General features: G+C 46.0%; 3 protein-coding genes. All 3 read right to left on the bottom strand.

What is annotated here, in order from left to right; genetic code table 11:
• Nucleotides 1-56: 56 nt before the first annotated feature.
• Entirely contained in the window at nucleotides 57-1,082 is a 1,026-nt protein-coding gene (locus FWJ59_RS09240; protein WP_414481646.1) for a dienelactone hydrolase family protein, read from the bottom strand.
• A 168-nt stretch (nucleotides 1,083-1,250) separates the two neighbouring features.
• The gene (locus FWJ59_RS09245) at nucleotides 1,251-2,450 is read right to left on the bottom strand and encodes an acetate/propionate family kinase (protein ID WP_414481647.1); all 1,200 of its coding nucleotides are present in this window, start codon (nucleotides 2,448-2,450) and stop codon (nucleotides 1,251-1,253) included.
• Nucleotides 2,451-2,471: 21 nt separating this feature from the next.
• Nucleotides 2,472-2,638, bottom strand: a 167-nt coding sequence (locus tag FWJ59_RS09250; RefSeq protein ID WP_414481648.1) for a phosphate acyltransferase, incomplete at its 5' end; no start/stop codon positions are given.

The following is a 2,638-nucleotide window of genomic DNA, read 5'->3' on the forward strand; positions in this document are numbered from 1 at the left end:
AAATATCTTCTCCACCTATATCCCAAAGACATTTAATCCTGTGTCAACAGGTCTGCTTATAACCACCTGACAAACCAATCGTACGCTTTTCTCCCGGAGATTTCATGTTTACCCTCAAAAAAGTCACTCTCCAGCTTTTCCCGGGCTCCCAAGAAGCTATATATGGCTTCCAGCTTTTCAAAAGCCACCCTGGCACCATGTATGGGAAATATATGATCATAAAGCCCCGCTTCAATGAGTAAAGGCCTCGGAGCTATCATGCCAACTATATCCGGCATCTCGGCATACCTCAATATCCCGGGAATATAATTGTCGATACAATGGCGGATGGCCATGATGCTGTCTTTAAAAGTATTCAAATAACAGCTAATGACCGATACCTTGATCCTCTCATCTATAGCGCTGGTAAATGCGCATACCAGCCCCCCACCCGATATACCCATACAGCCTATCCTGTCAACCGCTACATCACTTCGGGTAAAGAGATAATCTATGGTTCTCATCGTTTCATACACCCTGATACCCGCTATGGTTTTGCCATACAATAACAGGTTGGTAGATATTTTGTAACAGGAATTTTCCCCTTTATATGGGTTTAGACGATCCTCGTCAAGGGTTCTATCGCCAAATCCCAACAGTTCCGGAACCACAACGATAAATCCCCGTCTTACCAGTTCCAGACCGAAATTTTTCTCATATCCTGGGTCACCGCTCTTTTCAGTACCATCAAAATTAAGCCCTACCACGTCCTTGCTCCCATACCCGTGACCGTGGCATGCCACAACAGCCGGCAATTTTCCATTGGCATTTTTAGGGATCAATACGTAAGCGATCATCTCCAGATCTTCTAAAGTATTGAATACCACCCGCTGCCTTATGTGATCATCCAGCTCTTTTTGTTCAACCAACCTGGGATTTAAATTTACCTTTTCCTCTGGAAATCCCCCTAGAAGCTCTATAAACGCGTTCCTTAAGTTGTCGCGCCATATTTTCCACTCAGATACATTCTTAGCGTTAAAGCTATATTGTGGCTTATTGGATGCATACAATTTTTCTAGAAAATCATCGGGCCTCAACGCCATCCCATAAAACCCCTTCCCGTAAAGTCCACGAATTAATTTTATCATTTATACGCGACAAAATCAATCGAACCAGTTGAACCCCTTAAGAATAGAAGGATAAGGCCTCCTAATAAATAGAGGGGGGTGACATTCCCCCTCTATTTTTCTACCGTATCTCCCAAAACCGCTTCATCTAACCAATTCCAAAGTCTCCCTGGCTATCATAAGCTCTTCATTGGTTGGGATAACCAATACTTTAACTTTGGAGTCGTCAGTGGATATTTCACCCTCTTTACCCTTTTTGGTATATTCGTTTTTCTCCCTATCTATATATATACCCAAAAACTCCAGCCCCTCGCAGGCCTTTTGACGGATATAAGGATTGTTTTCGCCTATGCCTGCCGTGAAGACCACGCAGTCAAGCCCGCCCATAGCCGCTGCGTATGCTCCTATATACTTCTTGATGGAATAGGCAAATATGTCTAAAGCCAGCTGTGCCCGCTCGTTGCCATCATTGGCAGCCGCCTCTAGATCCCTGAAATCGCTGCTTACGCCCGATATGCCCAGCACTCCCGATTCCTTATTCAAATAATGATCAATTTGCTGATAAGTCATGTTTTCCTTTTCCATAAGGAAAGTGACAATGGCAGGGTCAATGACACCGCAACGTGTACCCATAGGCAACCCTTCAAGAGGGGTAAATCCCATGCTGGTGTCTACCGACTTTCCCCCTTTAACAGCAGCAATGCTGGATCCATTGCCCAAATGACAGGTAACCATCTTAAGCTCTTCTATGGGCCTTTCCAACAGCTTTGCAGCCCTCAAAGTCACATATTTGTGTGAAGTGCCGTGGAAGCCATAACGCCTTATGCCGTATTTTTCATAAGCGCTGTACGGAATGGCATAAATATAGGCCTCCTTGGGCATGGTCTGATGAAAAGCCGTATCAAAAACGGCTACCATGGGCGTATTGGGCATAACCTTTTTGCAGGCCTCTATACCGGTTATATTGGCCGGGTTGTGAAGAGGAGCTAGATTAATGTTTGCCCTTATGGCTTCCATTACGTCATCATCTATTATCACCGAGCTGGAAAATCTCTCGCCACCGTGGACCACCCTGTGACCCACGGCTGAAATCTCCGACATGTCTTTGATTACTCCATACTCCGGATGTACCAGGGCATCTATGACCATCTTTACCGCCTGAACGTGGTCCTTGATGTCTACCTTTATCTCAACCTTTTCCTTCCCGGCCGGTGTATGGGACAGCATGGAGTTGTCTATCCCTATTCGTTCAGCTAAACCCTTGGCCAAAACCGTCTCGTCCGTCATATCGATAAGCTGATATTTGAGCGAGGAGCTCCCCGCATTTATGACCAAAATCTTCATATCCTGCTCCTCCCTTCACCGTTATTGAGCCTCAACCACGGTAATGGCAATGACATTGACGATGTCTTCGGCGCTGCAGCCTCTGGAGAGATCATTGACCGGCTTTGCCAACCCCTGGCTCAATGGCCCCAATGCCATGGCCTTGGCCAGCCTCTGCGTGAGCTTATACGCAATATTGCCGGCGTTAA

This window comes from Caldicoprobacter sp. (genome assembly GCF_047459465.1).
Lineage (GTDB): Bacteria > Bacillota > Clostridia > Caldicoprobacterales > Caldicoprobacteraceae > Caldicoprobacter.